General features: G+C 57.2%; 17 protein-coding genes. 5 read left to right on the forward strand and 12 right to left on the reverse strand.

Translation table 11 applies throughout. The annotated features are described in order from the left end of the window. Positions 1 to 275, forward strand: a 275-nt coding sequence (locus Q0802_RS21800; RefSeq protein WP_298921997.1) for a hypothetical protein, incomplete at its 5' end; no start/stop codon positions are given. 812 nt (positions 276 to 1,087) lie between these two features. Here the strand turns inward: Q0802_RS21800 and Q0802_RS21805 are convergent. From Q0802_RS21805 to Q0802_RS21830, 6 genes are all read right to left on the reverse strand, one after another. Then, entirely contained in the window at positions 1,088 to 1,825 is a 738-nt protein-coding gene (locus tag Q0802_RS21805) for an SDR family oxidoreductase (protein ID WP_298921998.1), read from the reverse strand. Then, a complete protein-coding gene (locus Q0802_RS21810; RefSeq protein ID WP_298921999.1) occupies positions 1,822 to 3,144 on the reverse strand; it encodes an FAD-binding oxidoreductase in 1,323 nt (440 codons plus the stop codon). The genes Q0802_RS21805 and Q0802_RS21810 overlap by 4 nt, the downstream gene beginning before the upstream one ends. Next, on the reverse strand, positions 3,141 to 3,563 hold the full coding sequence (locus Q0802_RS21815; RefSeq protein WP_298922000.1) for a GtrA family protein: 423 nt from the start codon (positions 3,561 to 3,563) through the stop codon (positions 3,141 to 3,143). Before Q0802_RS21815 ends, Q0802_RS21810 begins: the two co-directional genes overlap by 4 nt. Beyond that, positions 3,560 to 4,996, reverse strand: a complete 1,437-nt coding sequence (locus Q0802_RS21820; protein WP_298922001.1) for a UbiA family prenyltransferase — start codon at positions 4,994 to 4,996, stop codon at positions 3,560 to 3,562. The genes Q0802_RS21815 and Q0802_RS21820 overlap by 4 nt, the downstream gene beginning before the upstream one ends. A gap of 191 nt (positions 4,997 to 5,187) precedes the next feature. Then, positions 5,188 to 6,249 carry a hypothetical protein gene (locus tag Q0802_RS21825; RefSeq protein WP_298922002.1) on the reverse strand — a complete coding sequence of 354 codons (1,062 nt, stop codon included), beginning with the start codon at positions 6,247 to 6,249 and terminating at the stop codon, positions 5,188 to 5,190. Between the two features lie 131 nt (positions 6,250 to 6,380). Further along, positions 6,381 to 6,938 (reverse strand): VPLPA-CTERM sorting domain-containing protein, encoded by a 558-nt coding sequence (locus Q0802_RS21830; protein WP_298922003.1) that lies wholly within the window; start codon positions 6,936 to 6,938, stop codon positions 6,381 to 6,383. A 472-nt stretch (positions 6,939 to 7,410) separates the two neighbouring features. On the opposite strand from Q0802_RS21830, the gene Q0802_RS21835 reads away from it, so the two are divergent. Continuing rightward, complete coding sequence (locus Q0802_RS21835) at positions 7,411 to 8,847, forward strand: PQQ-dependent sugar dehydrogenase (protein WP_298922004.1); 1,437 nt, start codon at positions 7,411 to 7,413, stop codon at positions 8,845 to 8,847. A 16-nt stretch (positions 8,848 to 8,863) separates the two neighbouring features. Here the strand turns inward: Q0802_RS21835 and Q0802_RS21840 are convergent, their stop codons facing one another. Then, on the reverse strand, positions 8,864 to 9,664 hold the full coding sequence (locus Q0802_RS21840) for an FkbM family methyltransferase (RefSeq protein WP_298922005.1): 801 nt from the start codon (positions 9,662 to 9,664) through the stop codon (positions 8,864 to 8,866). 217 nt (positions 9,665 to 9,881) lie between these two features. Between Q0802_RS21840 and Q0802_RS21845 the strand changes: the two genes are divergently transcribed. Genes Q0802_RS21845 through tviB form a run of 3 tightly spaced genes read left to right on the forward strand, consistent with a single transcriptional unit; the run spans position 9,882 to position 13,473 of the window. Continuing rightward, positions 9,882 to 11,105 (forward strand): glycosyltransferase, encoded by a 1,224-nt coding sequence (locus tag Q0802_RS21845; RefSeq protein WP_298922006.1) that lies wholly within the window; start codon positions 9,882 to 9,884, stop codon positions 11,103 to 11,105. A gap of 55 nt (positions 11,106 to 11,160) precedes the next feature. Further along, positions 11,161 to 12,177 (forward strand): SDR family NAD(P)-dependent oxidoreductase, encoded by a 1,017-nt coding sequence (locus Q0802_RS21850; RefSeq protein ID WP_298922007.1) that lies wholly within the window; start codon positions 11,161 to 11,163, stop codon positions 12,175 to 12,177. 12 nt (positions 12,178 to 12,189) lie between these two features. Further along, a complete protein-coding gene (gene tviB / locus Q0802_RS21855; protein ID WP_298922008.1) occupies positions 12,190 to 13,473 on the forward strand; it encodes a Vi polysaccharide biosynthesis UDP-N-acetylglucosamine C-6 dehydrogenase TviB in 1,284 nt (427 codons plus the stop codon). Between the two features lie 25 nt (positions 13,474 to 13,498). Here the strand turns inward: tviB and Q0802_RS21860 are convergent, their stop codons facing one another. The 5 genes from Q0802_RS21860 to Q0802_RS21880 all read right to left on the reverse strand — a co-directional run bounded on the left by Q0802_RS21860 (position 13,499) and on the right by Q0802_RS21880 (position 18,934). Next, positions 13,499 to 13,951: a PAN domain-containing protein gene (locus tag Q0802_RS21860; RefSeq protein ID WP_298922009.1), complete on the reverse strand. Its 453-nt coding sequence runs from the start codon at positions 13,949 to 13,951 to the stop codon at positions 13,499 to 13,501. Beyond that, entirely contained in the window at positions 13,948 to 15,336 is a 1,389-nt protein-coding gene (locus tag Q0802_RS21865; RefSeq protein ID WP_298922010.1) for a GMC family oxidoreductase, read from the reverse strand. Before Q0802_RS21865 ends, Q0802_RS21860 begins: the two co-directional genes overlap by 4 nt. A 107-nt stretch (positions 15,337 to 15,443) precedes the next feature. Beyond that, entirely contained in the window at positions 15,444 to 16,577 is a 1,134-nt protein-coding gene (locus Q0802_RS21870; RefSeq protein ID WP_298922011.1) for a hypothetical protein, read from the reverse strand. Positions 16,578 to 16,664: 87 nt separating this feature from the next. Next, positions 16,665 to 18,404: a hypothetical protein gene (locus tag Q0802_RS21875; protein WP_298922012.1), complete on the reverse strand. Its 1,740-nt coding sequence runs from the start codon at positions 18,402 to 18,404 to the stop codon at positions 16,665 to 16,667. Between the two features lie 188 nt (positions 18,405 to 18,592). Beyond that, a complete protein-coding gene (locus tag Q0802_RS21880; RefSeq protein WP_298922013.1) occupies positions 18,593 to 18,934 on the reverse strand; it encodes a hypothetical protein in 342 nt (113 codons plus the stop codon). Positions 18,935 to 18,944: the final 10 nt, after the last annotated feature.

Raw genomic sequence — 18,944 nt, forward strand, 5'->3', positions numbered from 1 at the left:
ATGCCGCCGTCGCCATGGCCGGTGTCATCATCGTCGTCATCATGATCAGCGTCATCGTCATGGTCGTCGCCGCCGTGGTCCATGCCACCATCGCCGTGGCCGGTGTCATCATCATCGTCGTCGTCGTCATGATCATGGTCCGTTGCACTGTCTTCTGTGCCTACAACAACCCGACCGTCGTCATCATCACCGTGATCCATGTCGTCATCATCGTCATCGTGAGGCATGGCGAGGACATCGGAGTGCTTTGCAGTACCGGTTCCGGGTCTCTCTGAGATACCGGCAACAGCGGCGGCCCCAAAGCTCATCAAGCTAAAGAAAAAAGCCAACATCTTAACGGACCTCCAGAAGGAGGGCGTCGATCGATGGACGATCCGGGGTGATTTCACGACGTGAATTGGCATTCTGTGAGAATGCTATCACTTTTTTCAAAGTTGTAGACATTTGGCAGCCTGTTTCGGAGTTACAGCGCCCTCAAACGGTCAAATTTGAGGGATTGATGTAACCTATGGTTAAGTTTTGTGGTGCTTTATGGTTAACGGCGTGACCGTCAGTGGTTTTTTTTGTGCCCAAAATATGGCCACGAGTTGCCATACGTCCTCTTGGTCTGCTCTCTGATTTCAAAGGCTTTTTATGGACCTTGATTGTCAGGGCCAATAACAGGGGGCACAGGCAAGCATCAAGGCGCTTACCGGGTGGCAAGAAAATTCCGACCCGAATTTTCTCGCATTGGTTGTATGTGCCAATTCTTGCCCAATGAGGCAGGCAGAATGGAATCCGATCTACGGTTCGCTGGAAATATTTTGCAAATCACAACCCCAGAGCGAGGTTACTGCATGCATTAAATACAAGAGGTTAGGGCCCCGCGGCGCGGCGCGCGCCGCTGTGAGCGGTAACAGAGGCATGTGGCGTTGCGGCAAAAAACTGCCGATATACGCGCTGCGCGATTTTAAGCGGATTACCGCTGCTGCAAAACAGGCCGTTTCGGGTGCAAAGGCAGGTCAGGCCCTCTCAATGATTTTCGCAGGCCATATTTTGCCTCACCTGACCCCGGGTAAATACGGGATTTCCGCCGATAACCTGCGCCTCAGATCTTCATTTTCTTGAAGAGACTCTCCGGAATATTGCGGATCACCAGCATAATTATGCGCCAGAGGCCCCGCACATAGATGACATTCTGGCGGGTAATACTCGCGCGATGCACGGCATCGGCAACCTCCTCGGGGGCTGCGGTCAGCTTGGCAGGCAGCTCCATATCCTCGGTCATCTTGGTTGCGACAAAACCGGGGAGCACGGTCACGACATGCACACCTTCCCTGGCCAGACGGTTGCGCAGCCCGGACAAAAAGGCGGTAAACCCGGCCTTGGCGGACCCGTAGACATAGTTGGTCGCCCGGCCCCGGTCGCCTGCAACCGAGCTGATGCCCACAAGCACGCCCGAGCCCCGCGCCTCAAACCGGTTGGCAAGCTCGGACAGGATCAGCGCAGGCCCTTCGAAGTTGGAGCGCAGGACTGTTGTGGCTGCCGACATATCGGTCTCGTTGTCGGATTGCTCCCCCATCAGGCCCACAGCACAGATGGCAACATGCGGCAGAGACGGCAACCCGTCGACAAATCCGGCAAAGCTGCCTGTGTCCAGAGCATCGAAATCATGCAAGCTGACCTCTGTGCTGTAGCGCAGGGCAATGTCGTCCCGCTCGGCGCTCAGGGATTGCGCATCCCGCGCGGCCAGCTGAATGGGATGACCCGCCTTGGCAAAGCGGTGGGCAATCGCCAGCGCCATATCAGAGCGGGCACCAAGAATGAGAACCGGGCGGACGGTCATAGGGCCAGCCTCCGGGCCTGTGCCGACATAAAGGCCACCTGTCGCTGTTTGTCGTCTCGCATTTTCAAAAAATCCTCTGTTCGGGGGTCGGAGTGCCGCAGGGTTTCAGCCGTCATCCGGCTGTCCTTGGCCAGATAAAACCGCCCGCCATGTTCCAGTGTAATCTCATCAAGCCGGGTCATCAGGGCCAGTGTGCGCCGGTTGACCGGGAAATCGAGCGCCAGCGTGTAGCCTTCCATCGGAAAGGAAAACCGGCTTTCCTGCGCGCCCATGCGTTTGAGTACGGCCAGGAACGATCCTGCCCCGGCATTTGAAATCTCTTCCAGCAGGCGGTGCATGCCCTGGCGCGAGCTTTCCAGTGGCAAGACGCATTGGAACTGGGCAAAACCGCGGCGTCCGTAAATCCGGTTCCAGTTCAGAATGGCATCCAGCGGATAGAAATAGCTGTCCCAATCGACCAGCCCTTCACCCGCATTCCGGGTCCCGTTCCAGTAATAAAGCGCGTTGAAGGCCCGCACGGTCCAGCCGTTCATCAGCCCGGTAGGGGGTGCGAAGGGGACGGACAATTTGCGTTTCGTACCGGTTTCAAAAGGTTTGCGCCTGCGTGGTTTGGGCAAATCTTCCAGCGTGGCATGCTCGCCCAGCATCACCAGGGACCGCCCGCGCCCAGCACCTTTGCTCAAACAATCAATCCAGGCCACGGAATAGGTGGCGTCCTGAGCGGCCTCAAAGGCGTCAATGGTCGTCTCCAGATCAGGTGTTGGGTGCAGGGTCTGGCGGATCCAGCCCGTTTCCACCGCCCGCAGACGCAAGGCCGCGCGCAGGATCACCCCGGTCAGCCCCATGCCGCCCAGTGTCCAGGAAAAAAGCTCTTTGTTTTTCCGGGGCGAACAACGGATGATCTTGCCATCCGCACCCATCAGGTCGATCCAATCGATAAAATTGCCCAAGCTGCCGTCAACATGGTGGTTCTTGCCATGCACATCCGCAGCAATCATGCCCCCCAAGGTCACGAATTTGGTGCCAGGTGTGACCGGCAGAAACCAGCCCCGGGGCAGAAAGCCGGAAATGATGTCGGCCGCCAGCACCCCAGCCTCAGCCACCAGCACCCCGGTTTTCTCATTAAAGGAAATCATCCGGTTAAAGTGGCGCATGTGGATGGTATTTTCGGTGCTGATCGCACTGTCGCCATAGGCACGCCCATTGCCGCGCGCGATGCCATCACCTTCTGCGACAAGGGCTTGCAGCCTGTCCTCGTTCCGGGGGGCAGAGACGCGGGCGGCATGCTTTGGAAACAGCCCCCAGCCCGACAGGGTCATGTTGCAGGCTCCAGAGCGTGATCGGTGAACACAAAGCGCCGGTCGAGGTTGTATTTCACCACATAGCCGACCGCGAGCCCCAGCACAGCCCCCAGTTCCCGCATGGCATCGGTCTGCCAGATCATCCAGAAAGCCGTCTCGGTCCCCCAGAAGATTGCCGTCGTGATCAGACCCATCGCCGTATAAAGCGTGAATTTCTTGCCATGGGCTTTCACCCCGGTGCTGTGGTCGGCAAAAATCCAGCGTTTGTCGAGAACGTATTTCACCACCAGCCCCACAAGGGTACCGGCTGCCACTGCCGCCATGAACCACAGGGCGGTTTCTCCCCCCGACAGCACCAGTCGCTGGGTGGCCAGATTGGCCAGTGTCGCGATCACCGCAAAGACAGTGTAGCGAAAGACAAGCGTGCGCAGGGTCAAATGACAGCTCCGATCGCGGCGCAGGCAAAGATCACCAGCGCACAAATCCGGCTGTTGCGGTCTTTGGCTGCAAAAAGGACCGGGTCATCATCCATATGCCCGCGGTGGGTAATCATGACGATCCGGCTGATCCAGTAGAGCAGCACAAAACAAATCCCCCAAAGGGCTGCCGGGGTTGCGTAAAGCTCAACCACCCCTGGCGAATTCACATAAAGCGCCATCACCAGAACCGAAACATAACCCGCCCCCAGTGACATCATCGAAATGATCTCCAGATCCTTGACGGTATAGCCGCGTCCGCTGACGTCGAGCTTGCCGCGTTCAGCCATATCCACCAGTTCCGCCTGACGTTTGATCGCCGCCATCGAAAAGAAAAAGAAGATCGAGAAAGCCAGAAGCCAGACTGACAGCTCAAGCCCCGTTGCCACGCCACCGGCGATGATCCGCATGGTATAAAGCCCGGCCAGCACGCAGATATCCACCACCGCCCGCCGTTTGAGAGTGATCGAATAGGCCAGTGTCGCCAGATAATAAACCAGCATCGTCAGCGCAAAGCCCCCCCCCAGAACCAGGGACAACCCGGCCCCCACCAGCAGAAGGCCACCCGCCATGCCGGTGCCATGGGCGATCTTGATGCTGCCTGAGGCAAAGGGCCGGTTGCACTTGCGCGGATGCAATCGGTCAACGCGCAGGTCCAGCAGGTCATTGAGCACATAGACGCTGGAGGCAATCAGTGAAAAGGCGATGAAAGCGGCAAAGCTTTGCATCAGGGTGGCCCCGGTCAACTGATGCGCGGTCAGCATGGGCAGGAACACCAGAACGTTCTTGAGCCATTGATGGGGCCTGAGCGCCTTGAGATAGGGCTTGAGGCTTTGCGCGGTTGTGGTGAGCGCCTCGACCTCAACACCCAACCCGTCAACTTTCGTCTGCAGAGCGTCGGAGATATTGACCGGGATCGCCAGATCCGCCGCCTGCCAGACCGGCAGATCAGCCACGGAATCGCCCATATAGGCGAAGCGGGAGCCCTTGAATGTCTCTTTCAGAAACTGCGCTTTTGCCGCCCCCTTCAGATTGGTTTTTCCATCTGATCCGTGCACTTCATCAAAAATATCAAGATGTTGGCCGATCTCATCTGCAAGGGACTGATCTGTGGCCGTCACAAGAGCGGTCCGCACACCTTCGGCGCGGCGTGCCTGAACATAGGCGATCACCTCGTCGTCATAAGGCAGGGTCGTGACGTCAACGCCGGCAGTCTGCGATAAATATTGCTTCATGGCGGCTTTGCCGCCGGTGAGGGCTGCTGCGGTACGCAGAGGGCTGCGCCAATCCTGCCCTAGGGCTGACCAGAAGCTCTCGTAGAGCATATCCGACCGCAGCAAAGTGCCATCGAGATCAACAATCAGGATGTCTGTGGGGAAGGGAGTGTTGCTCAATTTGCCTGCTCAATCTTCATGTACGAACCATGGTCTGGCATAAGGCACCATAGCTTAACCGATAAATAAACGATAAATTGCGGCCCTAACGAGGCGCTTGCGGGATAATTTTGATCTTCTGGGGAACCGTTAGCATATTTCGCCAGCACCCTGCCAGACTGGTTTTCGCCAGACCCATCAACCGTTGAGCGCTAATCAGCTGCCGACCAGAAAGACATCCATTCTTTCTGAAGCGCCTCATTCAGGCCGCTGTCTTTGAGCCCTTCTGGAGCAAAGCGCCGAAAAGAACGGCGGGCCAGATCCTTTGCCTCGCTTCTTTCCAGCATATCCAGTGCGATATGCGCCCAGATGTCCCGCTCCTCGGCTGAGCCTGCGGATCCGCTGGCCAGATAAGCAAGATAGCCAAAGCGATAGGTGGCATCCGTTTGATTGAGCATTGCGTGTATGCGCGCGCGCAGCTTGGCCACCAGAGGTTTTTGCGGATCGGTAATGACCGGCAGGTTCTGCGCCGTCTGTGCCGAATACTGACCTTTGAGCGCGGCCAGGGCAGAAGGGATTTGCCCGTGGTATATATGACGTCTGTAACCCCAGTAGTGATCAACAAGATCATCTGCCAGTTGCATCTCGCCATCCCGAGGCAACAAGGCACCCAGGACAAATTGCTCGATGTTGAAGACCGGCTCGATTTCATAAAGCCTGCGCATCAATGTACAAGCCTCTTCCAGTGCCTCCGACATTGTCGGCATGACGCCAATCAGCCCGGAATTATACATCCGCGCTGACGGGGAGACCACGTCATCCAGACCCGCTGCCGCCGCTTTCCCCAGAAGCGATGACCAGCTGTGCAGATCACTCAACGCCCCTTCTGTGGCATGCATCACAGCACTGGTTTCGGTAATCCGGTCAAAAAGGAGCTGCGGGCTTTTCCTGAACGCGGTATCGGTGTCAACGAAACAGACCTTGCCGCCTGCAATCTCCAACGCCTTCCTGAGCGCGAAAATCTTTATGGCGTGATTATAGGTGCCTTCGAGCGTCCAGAGCCTGCGCTCTTCGTCACTCATGACATAGGATGTCACCGGCAGGTCGGGCCGCTGATTTGCCGCATCGCAAAACAGCAGGACCTGCAGGTCGGGCCGCTCTTCTTTTGCCTCGCGAAACGCAGACAGCACACTATAACTCAGTTCCTGCTGATACTTCTGGTTCGACCCGTAGACGAGATAGAGGAGTGTGTGCCCAGCATCTGCGCGCGGCATGGAAGCGTTCCTTCAACTGTTCCGGAAAACGGGTAGCCCAAGGCGCCCTCAGGTAACAACCACAAACGGGGTCCGGCAACGAAAAACGGCGGCCCGAAGACCGCCGTTTTCAAAACTGTTTTGATCGCAGATCAGGCTGCTTTTTTGTCCTTGCGACGGCGTGCAACGCCGAAGCCTGCCAGGGCTGTACCCATCAGCAGGATACCTGCTGGAACTGGTACCTGGCTGACGCTGATGTTCACGTCGAGGAACTCACCGGAGAAACCGGTCCAGCTCAGAACCAGGTACTGGTCATCCTGTGCAGGGCCAGAGAAGGCTGTCCCCAGGCTACCTGAGAAACCAAAGCCAAGATCGGCCAGGTTGACTGAACCCAGGGAAACATCGCCTGGCTCGTCAAACCACTCCAGTGTGGCTGTTGTGAATGTGTCACCAAACAGACCGAGGTTCACAGTCGCTGCAACGGCAGAGGCTGGAATCACGTTGGAGAAGAAATCCAGACGAACGCTGCCGCTGGACGGATCAGCTGGCGCTTCTACTGTGAAGTCGCAGTTGTACGAGTCACCATTGGCGATGTCGAAATTTCCACCAAGTGGGCCGCCGGCGTCGCAAGTCTCAACGACTGCTGCACTGGCCGCGAAAGGAGCTGCCATCACGATGGCTGCGGCTCCCAAAGTTGTTTTAAAGTTCATACTTATAACTCCTGTTAAATTTACGATACGCAATATTTCTACGTACACTACGAACGTTACCCAGTGAGAATTTACCTTTCTTTAAGGAATAACGGAAGGCATTTCTGGCTTGCGGCAGCAGAAACAACCTTTAGTAGAAAAAGCCTCGAACAGGGCGCCTGAAACCCGATAAATTGTCCCTGACGTGGAAACAATCGGTTAGAATCTGTGAAGTTGACGGCAAAAACCACCAATCTCTGCGCGTATTTGTGCGAAGGTGCTTCGGGCATTTCGGCTAAAATTAGCCCATTTATGGGCATTCACACGAATCATTTGATTATTTTGATTCTTCTGGTCTGGCGGGTTTGGAGGCCGGGATTTCAGCCCAGAGTTGCGCCACAAGGGCGGTTGTGGCACAGCAATATGACGACATAGTACCGCCGTATTGGCGTGCAGATATACGTCAGGTAATTTTTTGGTTCTCAGGGTCATTATGAAACGTTCTTACTGGTTGCTATTATTCTTTATTGCCCTTCTGGGCGGGCTCTATTTCGGTGGTACCTATGCGTATAAGAACCGCCTCTATGCGCCGTTCAGCGATCTGATCAGCGATGAAACGAAAAAGACCCTCAAGGATACGGTGCTGATCTTTCAGAGAAAGGCCGAGCTTGAGGGAGAGGTCGCAGCGCTTGAAAGACGGATTGATCAGTTTGACGACGTGCAGGAACTCTTTGAGACCGCGTTGCTCAACAACCCGAACCTGCCCGAAGACCTGCCCTTCTACTTTGTCTCCGAGCAGAGCTTCGAGACCGATCGGGATCGGTTCTCCATGGTCAGCTACGAAACCCCCTTCGTCCCGCTTTCCCATTTCGGCCGCCGGGCCTATGTCGAATTCCATGACGGTGCGTTGTTGCTGATCACGGCAAAAGGCACCGTTGGACGGGTGCCGCTTGAAAAGATCGAGGGCGATGCCTTCAGGATGGAGGCGCTGCACACCAACCTGCCGGAGCTGATCCCGAACCCGGAATTCTATGAATTCGGACAGCTGAGCATCAAGGACGCGCTGGTCAAGGATGACCGGCTGCTTCTGTCTTACTCCAAAACCCTGTCCGAAGGCTGTTATACGCTCGCAATCGCCGCCGCGGACCTGGGCGGTGACACCCTGACTTTCGCGGATATCTTCGTGCCGGACGAATGTGTCCGGGAAGAGAACGATTACGGTGAATTCGCCGCCAATCAGACCGGCGGCCGGATGCTGTCGACGGGGCCGGACACGCTATTGTTCTCAACGGGTGAGTGGATGGTGCGGGACCTGGCACAGGACCCGCAGAGCCTTTTTGGCAAAATCGTCGAAATTGATCTGACCACGTCCGAATTTGTGGTGAAATCCATGGGGCACCGCAATCCGCAGGGGCTCTATTTCGATCCGGAGGCAAATATCATCGTGACCTCGGAGCACGGCCCTGACGGGGGGGATGAGGTCAACATCAACCGCACGCCGGATGGTGATCCTGAAAATTTTGGCTGGCCCATTGCCTCTTATGGAGAGCACTACAACACCGGCCAGAAATATTACGACAAGGCCCCGCTTTACAAATCGCACGCAGATCACGGGTTTCTGGAGCCGGAACTGCATTTTGAGCCGTCCCTCAGTCCTGCGCAAATTCTCAGAATGGCCCCCGATCCGCGGGATCCTGACCGCTATGCCCTGCTGATGGGCTCCATGGGGTTTGACTATCGGGAGGGTGACGAGTCCTTGTATATCTTTGACCTGGATGAAGATTTCAGGATCACGTCGCGTGAACGCATCGTTGTGGATGACCGGGTTCGCGATATGATCCACCTGCCGGGCACGCAACGCTATGTGCTGTTTCTCGAAGGGGAAGCCTACGAGCTTGGCACCATTGCGATGGTGACCGTGAACCCTTGAGAAACCCTGTTGGCCCTCAGCGGGCAGCGGGCGGTCGTTTTGCCAGAATGGCACTTTTGTGCCGGGGCGATCTTTGGCATGTGAACCCGGCCTGAGACAGGATTTCGGTGCAGTTCTCGATTGTGGCAGGTGCATGGACCTCAAGGTTCAGCGCGCCGGTACGCTGAAGCCAGCCCGCCTGCGGGTCGAGAACCGCGTGCTCGGCACCCTCGATGTCCATCTTCATGAAATCGATCCAGTCGACACCCACTTCCTGCATGAGCGTATCAATGGAAATCGCCCGCACGGTCACCTGTGAAGCGCTGCTTGCGTCCTGATCCCCGGAGATATGATACCCCCATTCCTCATCGCTTTTCGAATAGGTCACCTCGCCGTTCTCGGACCAGATGGCCGCGTGAACAATCTCGCAGCGCGCACCAAGGGCTGCCGTGTTGCGGCGCGCCATGGCCACATTATCCTGATCAAGTTCGACACCAAAAACCCGTGCGTGAGGGTAGAGGGTTCCGAAATCAAAGCACGAAAACCCCACATTGGCGCCCAGATCGAATATCACCGGTTTTTCCGCCAGGGGGTCTGCGGGCAGATGGTATTTCCCCCAGAAGACATCCCATAAAACCTCCGCGTCGCTGGTTCCGGGACGACAAAAGAGCGTGGCCCCAGGCTTGCGGCGCAGGTTCAAGGCCACCTCCTGCGGCCCGCCCTTTGCAGCGGGTGCCACCTGGTTTTTGCGTAGCGTGGAAAAAGCGCGCACATCGTCGATGCCGGAAAAAAACATCATGTAGCGCATGAACCAACCGACTTTTGAAACCAATGACATGAAAGATGACCTTTTTCAAAATGAGCCCGGGCGCGCTAAAATTATCACCATATAACACATCTGGTGGCGGCCTGCGTCTCACCAGACTGTCCTAGAAAACAAGGCGGGTTCAAAATACATACTTCAAGAGTCGTGAGGCAGGCGAATCTCCGCTATAGGGAGGTAAGACCGGGCACCCGATAACCGGGTGTCCCTGAAACGAGAGTAATGAGTCCCGATGACACCTGGATCCGTCCTTTTGTTTGTGCATCCGCCCTTTTACAAACAGGGCGACAAGGTATTTTTCGACACGCAGGCCCAGAACGGATTGCGTCTGTGGGCGGATAATTTCGAGGCGGTCAGGATCATGGCCCCGCTGGTGGATGCCCCCCCCGAAGGCCCGCCTTCCGATACGACAGACCTGCAACCCTTTCTGGACAAGCACCCGACCGTTGAACCGGTGATGCTACCCCGCCGCGGCACGCTGCGGTTCATGAAAGACCTCGGACCGGGCAAAAAGGTTATCCGCGCGCAGATCGAGGCCTCGCAATATCTGGTTTTCGGATTTTCCGGCTACATCGGGGACTGGGGGACCGTGGCGTGCCGGATGGCGCTCCGGATGGGACGGCCCTATGCGATTTTCAAAGATGGCGTGGCGCATCGCGTGGCCCGGGTCTCGCAGCAGAAAGAGCAGAGGTCTTTGCTGCGCCGCCTGCGCAATGGTCTGGAAAACACCTTGATGAAATACAGCGACCGCCATGTGGTACGGGGCGCAAAACTGGCGCTTCTGCATGGGCAGGACACGATGGAGTATTACGGTCCTTTCGCCAGCGACCCGCGTCTGGTGCATGACATTCACATCTCCAAGGCGGACCGGATCCCGCAGGCCGATCTGGATCGCAGGCTGGCGGAACGCGATCCGGGGCGTTTGCAGGTGGCTTACGCCGGTCGTGTCGAAGAGATCAAAGGGCCCGGTCACTGGATTTCCGCGCTTCGGAATGCCCTGCGCGATGGTGTGCAGATCACCGCTAAATGGTATGGCACCGGGACCCTTTACGACGAGCATAAAGCGCAGGTGGCCGAGCAAGGGCTGGAGGAAGCAATCCGTTTCATGGGCTTCGTCGCCCATAAACAGATGCTGTCCGAAATCCGTCAGGCTGATGTCTTTGTCTTCACCCATATGACAGAGGAATCGCCCCGCTGTCTGATCGAAGCGCTGTCAGCGGGGCTGCCGCTGGTGGGTTATGACAACGCTTTTGTACGGGATCTGGTAGGCTCCTCGCAGGCGGGTCTTTTTGTGCCACGCGGGGATGTCGATGCGCTGACCGCAGCCCTGAAAGGGCTGGCCAATGATCCCGAACAGCTCAAGGCCATGGCCCTGGATGCGCGCAGGGTAGCCGAACCTCTCAACGACGAAGATGTGTTCCTGCATCGCAGTGACATTATCAAAAACGCCCTTTAAACCGCCTCGGAAGGCCCCGGGCAAAGCCGCGGGCCAGCGCGCGGGAAATGCAACCATGTTCAGACGCATCTTTATTACGGGGACAGCCGGCTTTATCGGCTTTCACCTGGCAAAACGTCTTCTCGCCGAAGGGTTTCAGGTCCATGGCTATGACGGCATGACCGATTATTACGATGTCACGCTGAAACAGCGCCGTCATGCCATGCTGTTGCAGCATCCTAAATTCACCATGACCGAAGGCATGTTGGAAGATCACGCCTTGCTGGACCGCGTCACGGATAGTTTTGCCCCGGATGTGATTGTGCACCTCGCTGGTCAGGCGGGGGTGCGCTACAGCCTGGAAAACCCGCGTTCTTATATCGACAGCAATGTGGTCGGCACCTTCAACGTGATGGAAGCTGCCCGCAGGCTGAAAGTGCAGCATCTGCTGATGGCCTCGACCTCCTCTGTCTACGGGGCCAACGAGGATATGCCCTTTGCAGAGACTGAAAAAGCCGACACGCAGCTCACCATCTATGCCGCAACCAAGAAAGCAAACGAGAGCATGGCGCATTCTTATGCGCACCTGTGGGATCTGCCCACGACCATGTTCCGCTTCTTTACGGTCTATGGCACCTGGGGTCGGCCGGATCTGGCGCTTTACAAATTTGTCGATGCCATCCTCGATGACCGTCCGATTGATATCTACAACCACGGCGACATGTACCGCGATTTCACTTATGTGGACGATCTGGTGCGCGGCATCCGGTTGCTGATGGATGCGGTGCCTGAACGCCCTGCAAGCCGCGATGACATTCCGGAAGGGGATAGCCTGTCGCCGGTGGCGCCCTACCGGGTGGTCAATATCGGCAATTCCGACAAGGTGCGGTTGCTGGATTTCGTGGATGCCATCGAAGACAGCCTCGGCAAGAAAGCGCAGCGCAACTATATGGACATGCAAATGGGCGATGTGCCTGCCACCTGGGCCAATGCCGATCTGCTGCACAGGCTGACAGGCTATCGCCCCCAAACAGATTTTCGCGAAGGTATCGAGGCCTTCGTGACGTGGTTCCGTGACTACTACGGGAAATGATGAACGAAGGGTATGAATGTGCACCCCCTGGATAAGCTGACCCTTGCCGTCATCGGCCTTGGCTATGTCGGCCTGCCCCTGGCCGTGGAATTTGGCAAATCCCGCCCGGTGGTTGGTTTTGACACCAATGCCCTGCGCATCACCCAGCTGCGCGCGGGCCATGACGTCACGCAGGAGGTCGCCCCCGGAGAGCTGTCAGAGGCGCGACATTTGTCCTTTTCCGACGCGCTGGAGGATCTGGCGGGCTGCAATACCTATATCGTTGCGGTTCCGACCCCCATCGACGTCAACAACCGGCCCGAGCTTACCCCGCTCATCAAGGCCTCGGAGACCGTGGGGCAAGTCCTGAAACAAGGCGACATCGTGATTTACGAATCCACCGTCTTCCCGGGGGCGACCGAGGAAGTCTGCGTCCCGATCCTGGAACGGGTTTCGGGTCTGAAACTGAACGCAGGTTTTTTCGCAGGCTACAGCCCCGAGCGGATCAACCCCGGCGATACCGCACATCGGCTGCCCTCCATCTGCAAGGTCACATCAGGCTCGACCCCGGAGGCAGCAGATCTGATTGATGCGCTTTACGCCAGCATCATCACGGCGGGCACCTACAGGGCAGAAAGCATTCGTGTCGCGGAAGCGGCAAAAGTAATCGAAAACACACAGCGCGATCTCAACATCGCGCTGATCAACGAGCTGGCTGTCATTTTCAACAAGCTTGAGATTGACACCGAGGCGGTCCTGAAAGCGGCAGGCACCAAATGGAATTTCCTGCCCTTCCGCCCCGGTCTGGTGGGGGGGCACTGCATTGGCGTCGATCCTTATTACCTGACCCACAAGGCGCAGGCGATCGGCCATCATCCCGAAATCATTCTGGCCGGGCGGCGGATCAATGACGGGATGGCCGATTACGTGGCCAGCCAGATGGTGAAAACCATGCTGCGCAAGGATATCTCCGTAGGGCAGGCCCGGGTACTGGTGATGGGCATGACCTTCAAGGAGAACTGCCCGGATGTGCGCAATACCAAGGTCATCGATATGATCACCGCCCTGCAGGACTATGGCATCACAACAGATGTCATCGACCCTTGTGCAAATACCTCCGAGGCAAAGCGGCAGCACGGTATTGAGCTGATAGAGACGCCAGAACCTGCGTCCTATGACGGGATCATTCTGGCGGTGCCGCACGAGGGTTTCAGAAGCATGGACGTTGCTGAAATACGCGCTCTGGGCAAAACCCCCCATGTCTTTTGCGATCTGAAAAGTGTTTTTGACAAGCGCGACAGTGACCTGCGGCTGTAAACCGGCGCCCTACCCCGTTTTCATATCACCGGCGGCCCGACACATAGGACATCAGGTCGGAGACGATCTTTTCCGGCGTGTCAGCCTTCAGCCAGCATACCTGCCTTTTTGCTTCCAGCGTATGGGTTGAACGTGCATAGGTGAAAGCTTGGCATTTGCTGTTGTCTTCACAGGCTGCCACACATTCCCCGAGATTGCGCACCCGCATCATCTGGAAATCATTACTGCCTGGAATATCCGTATTATCGAGGATTTCCAGCTGGTCGCTCTCGACCACCTGATCTGCCTGCGCAAAGGCGTCCAGATCCTCGTTTGTCAGCAACCATCCTTCCGGCGCGGGAGGCTGCGGCGGTGCCGATTGCTGATGATAGGGCTTTATTCTGGTATAGTAGTGATGCAGCCCTGTTGCGGTGGCGAGCGCGCCCCCAACGGTGCCACCAATGCCCAAAGCCAGAAAATCACGGCGCGCCAGTTTCATGAAGACTCTCCCAGATGGTCCCCCAGCCGCAGGGCCAGGGCAACAAGTGTCAGTGTCGGGTTGGCATATCCGCCGGTGGTAAAGACGGATGATCCCGCGATGGACAGGTTGCTGTAGCCATGGACCCGGCAATTGCCGTCCACAACGCTTGATCCCGGATCATCTCCCATACGCGTGGTACCCATGATGTGCCCGCCCCCTTCAACCGCACGGTAGATCACCTCGTTGTCGATCCTCATGCGCCCCTTGCCTTCGCGCGCAAGGATGCCCCCCATTTGCCGAAGATAGGTGTCGATGGTGCGTAGCGTGTCACCGGAAATCACGCAATTCGCCCGCAGGCGCGGCATGCCGGAAGGGTCGTGCCCTTCGGCAAGTGTCACGCGGTTCAGCGGGTCAGGTGGCATTTCAGAACGCGCCCAGACATCATAGGCACGGGCGCTCCCGCCTAAGGCCCGGACAATATATTGCTCCACATGATCTTCGAGATCGACGTCCTGCTCGAGCAGTTGAAAAGAGGCATCAAGCCGCCCGTTTTGCTCAAAGAGATCATCCGTCGGCACCAGCGCCGGCTCCGCCGAGCCGAAACTCTCCGGGAGTTCCTCGAAAACCATCTCCTGCGCCACAACCATGCGCGCGCAATATAAGAAATGCGGATGCTCCATCAGGTAACGCCCGACCTGATCGTTTTCATTGCCAACGGCCACATCCCCCCCGGACCGGGATGCCAGCAGGATATGTGCATTGCCCAATCCGCCTGCGGCCAGAACAAGCTCCTGCCCCTCCTCCAGCGATATGTCCCGCTGGCCCGCCTGTGCGGTGAACACCCTCAGACCGGTGATCCGGGTGCGCGCCTCATTTGCAAAAAGCGCCGTGACATTGGTTTTCAGCAAAACATCGATTTGCGGGTTCTGCTGCAAATCTTCCAGATAGGCATCATAGATCCGGAGCGGCTCGTCACTTGTCGAGAACGGGCGCGCGGCGAACCCGGTCATGAAAGGGGCCTCATAGGTCAGGAAATCCGTGGTCCGCCCAAGTATCTGGGCCGCCTCCGGGTAATAGAGATCAAGTTCCGCCGCCGTGATCGGCCAGGGTGCCAGGTTGCGCGCCGTGAGCGGTGCGCACCACCCTCCCCAGACAGCGGAAGTGCCCCCGAAGGCCCTGATCCAGTGTAGCCCCCAGTGATCTTCGCCGTAATGACCGTGGGCATAGACCTTGCTGTAGTGATCTTGCAGATCGCCTTCGAAATCCTCCGCTCCGGTTTCGATGATCAGCGATTTCTTTCCATGGGTTTCCAGCCGTTTTGCCAGGGTAACACCGGCCGGGCCTGACCCGACGATGAGAACATCATAGGCCTCAAAAGATACCTCAGCAGCATTCACAAACATCCGGCTCTCCCCTCTTTAACAAAACCGCTCTTTTAAAAGGCATCCAAATTTTCAGCAAATCGCCTGAATGGGTGTTACAGGCAAATACATTTGGTCTTCAATGCTCATCAGACAGCTTCATCCCGCGTCGCCCATCCGAACAAAGTCTGAGCGGCATAAACAGACGCAAAGACGATCGAGAAGACATAATGCCGGTCCGATCCCAACGGAAAGAGCAGAAAATGCCCGGCCAGAAAAACAACGGCAATGATAGCTCGGGCAGTAAGGGGCGTCACATGCCTGTTTCTCCTGATGTCCGCCGCGATCACCAAAAGGATCACTCCCGGCAACAGCAGGGTCGGGGCAAATCTGATCAGCGCAAACACGTATATCTTCACGTAAGCCACGACATCGGTTTCAAGAGCCATCGTCGCCGGATAGGGATCAGGGGCATCGTTCATCAGCGTGAAGTTAAACAGGGTCAGATGGCCGTAATTTCCGTAATGGTGATTGACGAAAAAATAGAGCGCGACAGAGAGACCGGCGAGCAGGTAGTAGCGGACCCTGGTCTCGCGTTCCGCCAGCAGCAGGATCACCGCCAGTCCTGTCAGAAGCACGCCGTCGGTTCTGATCAGCACAAGCAGCACCAGCAGAATGAAGGCAACCAGCCTGTTGCTGTGCATCAGCAAAAGCGCCAGAAGTGCGACCAGCGACGCCAGCGCATCCGGCGTTTCCATCTGCCCCGCCCCGATGACACCTGCACCCGCCACAAGAACGGGCACAATCCCCAGAGCCAGCAGCGGCGGCAAGGCCCGGGGTCCCTGCATCAATGCCCATCCTGTAACCAATGTGATGAGCCCGGCACTGAAGGCACTGATGATCTGGGCGGCCCCGACAAGACCCCCGGTCACCGGCGCGAGGATATTGAGCAGAAAGATATAGGCCACCCGGATGCGGTAGAACGGCAATTGCTGTTCCAGAGCAATCGGGTCACTGAAGATGGTATATCTGTACTCCCCATGCCCGGATGCCTCCGGGCTGCCCGCCAGAATGCCGAATATCGCCGGATCGTAGGCGTTCTTTATGATCACATAGGTTTTCTGATGCAGTTCCTGGCCACTCAGCCCGAGGCTTTTGAGTGCAGAGGCGACATATGTGATGACATCCCAATGTGCGACAGGTCTTGAAAGCGCGAAAGCCACCACGGCGAGGCTCAATACGATCAGCGATACGACAGAAAACAAGAAAACAGACTTACTCAAAATACTCTCTCCCAACCGGGGCTTTGCGTCACATATCAAAATACTGATAGATCAGCGGATCATATAATGCGGGGACCGGAAAACCGATTACTGAATGTCGATGCGCACGCTGGCAAGCGCCCCCTTATCGTCATACACAGGTTCTACCCCTTGGGCTTCTCTGACCCGGCTGCGGCGTATATATGCCAGATCGCTGCGCATATGGGGCATGTCGATAAATTCCAGAGGGGCGTAATCCGCAGCAAAGGCCTCTGTATCGGAAAACCCCGATGCCGCGGCGAAATTCCGGCCCCCAAAAAAGAAATCCGGTTGCACATCTTCCAGCAGATAGGTGGTCAGGAACGCCTTGTCGTCCATGTTCTTGGCAATCGTCCGGTTGATCAGGCCGCCCAGATCCGCCAGCCGGATCATCCGGTGATACGCGATCCCGCCCGCATCGTGATGCGCCAGCAGCGGGTCTTCGATCTCCAGCCGCTCCGACAACGTCTGAAAGGTATTCCCGACAGCCACGACAGCGGCGAGCGGTGTTGTCGGGCTGGCTTTGAAACCTGCCAGTTGCAGGGCGGTTGTATGCAGCACAATCAGGACCGCCACTGTGCTGAAACCTGCCCGAACCGCGTAAGAAGACAATCCGCGCAGACCCAGGGAAGCGACAAGCAGGGCAATGGGCAGAACCGGCATCAGGAAGCGGTATTGCCCCATCCAGTCCCCCTTGGCCCAGATCACGAAGAACACATGGGCCAGAAGGATCGCGATCGCAACGATGATCCAGGACGGTAACGGCCTTGTCCGGATCACAAACGCCAGCCCCAGAACCGACAGCAGCGCCGTGTCGCGCAGACCTGACAGAATATAGGCCCAACCGCCGCCAAGCGGATTGAACAGGCCGGTCAGGCCGGTGCCTGACGATTTGGCATAAAACGGATTGGGCATCGGGTCCCCGAAATAGGCCATGCGGAAGGCGATCAGCGCCAGAAAGCTCAGAAAGGGCACAAGCGCCACGGCGATATCCGCAGCGTTGATCAACCGCCCCCCCCTACGCCGGGTCAGAAAGACCGCCGCACAAAAGACACCGATCACGATGATCGGGGCTTCGGGACGGGTCAGGACAAAGACGGACAAAATCACGGCGACAGGCCAGCGCCAGTGCTCGAAAAGGTAGACGCATAATACGGCCAGAAGCAAAATCAGAGCCTGCAAGGCATGTTCCTGCCCCGATACCGCCCAGACGACGGTGGGTCCGGTGGCAATCCCGATCCCGCAGATCAGAAGGGCCAGCGGGCTGCGGGTCTCGCGGGCAACGATCCAGGCACAGATACAGATGCACAGAACGGAACAGCCGATGCCGAGGTATTTGGCCGCAATCGGAATATCCGCCCCCAGACGGGCCGCAAATGACAACAGCAGCATCCAGGTAGAGCTGGAATACCCTTCCTCAGCAGGCAGCCAGGGTTGTGCGACAAGCCCCAAGCCATCCGCCAGCGAGCGACTATAGGCGAATGTGATGCCAGCATCATCGATCCACCAGTCCTGCAGGTGCAGACCGAGCACCAGAAAATAGCAGACCGTGACCCCCGTGATCAGCAAAAGCGCCCAGGAAGGCGGGGCGGTATCGCTCCGCGGGTCTGTGAGGAGTGCAAGGCCGGTCCCGATCAGGGCAACCCCAAGCGCCTGGATCAGCCAGATGTTCGCTGTCGGAGCCTCCGCCAGCAGGTAGGCTCTTGAGACCAGTTGTTCGGGGAAAACAAGGTTCAATGCTCCCAGCAGGATCACCCCGCCACTGAATATCCACCTTATGCTCAAGAAAACACGCACCATCGTCACCATATTCGTTCCTGATCCGTATATCAGGTGATCTACTGCTGGCCCAGAAATCCACCCTTAACAAGAGTGTGCCAGACAGAGTGGTGCAAAAAAACGGCAATCAGGGGGTCTGATGCGGGCCGATCCGGGGAGGCATGATCCCCGCAAACGCCAAGCGCTGCACCCAATCAGGACGCAGCGCCAGCGAAGGATCACAAGGTTCGCATCTGCGCGATCAACCGGCCCAGATGGCGCGTCTTGGCCAGCAGAACGGCGTAGGTACCAACGATCCAGGGCACATGGGCCAGCAGTCCAAGCGTGGGTGTGGTGGCGCAGAAGGTGACCATATAATCCAGGATCACCCACATGTACCAGAGCATGGCCAGACAGGTGAACGCCATGGCCAGTTCCGCCCAGCGATACCGGTTGCGCTGCTTGGTATCCGGCATGATGCCGGGGTAGCGCGCAACGATTTCCCGGCACAGAAGATGCACAACTGTCAGAGGCAACATGCCCAGAACCATCGAGGCGAAATATATATGTGCTGCTGTCATTTACCGATCC

Source organism: uncultured Roseobacter sp., assembly GCF_947495275.1.
GTDB lineage: Bacteria > Pseudomonadota > Alphaproteobacteria > Rhodobacterales > Rhodobacteraceae > Roseobacter.